Source organism: Inquilinus limosus MP06, from assembly GCF_000767795.1.
Lineage (GTDB): Bacteria > Pseudomonadota > Alphaproteobacteria > DSM-16000 > Inquilinaceae > Inquilinus > Inquilinus limosus_E.
This window is the reverse complement of record NZ_JANX01001177.1, coordinates 1-323: the sequence shown is the minus strand read 5'-3', so window position 1 is coordinate 323 and position 323 is coordinate 1. Positions and strand designations below refer to the sequence as shown.

1 protein-coding gene is annotated in these 323 nt (G+C 69.3%); it reads left to right on the top strand.

Annotated features, from left to right (window positions below; genetic code table 11):
• Positions 1–102 precede the first annotated feature (102 nt).
• On the top strand, positions 103–323 hold a 221-nt coding region (locus P409_RS35845), incomplete at its 3' end, for a GntR family transcriptional regulator (protein WP_034850034.1).

Sequence of the window (323 nt, the reverse complement as noted above, 5' to 3'; positions counted from 1 at the left end):
AAGACGGGTTGCCGCCCCAGGGCGGCATCCGATGACGATCGTGCGGAAGGGCGGGGATCTCCCCGCCCTTTCGTCGTTCCGGGCAATGCCTAAGATAGCGCCATGCTGTTCCGCCTCGACCGCGATGCCCCGCTGCAGACCCAGATCTACGACCAGCTCAAGGCGTCGATCCTGAGCGGCGACGCGGCGCCGGGCAGCCGGCTGCCCTCGTCCCGCGCCCTGGCCGACCAGTTCGCGATCGCGCGCAACACCGTGCTGCTGGCCTATGAGCAACTGCTGGCCGAAGGCTATCTCGAGAGCCGGCCGGGCGCCGGCACCTTCGT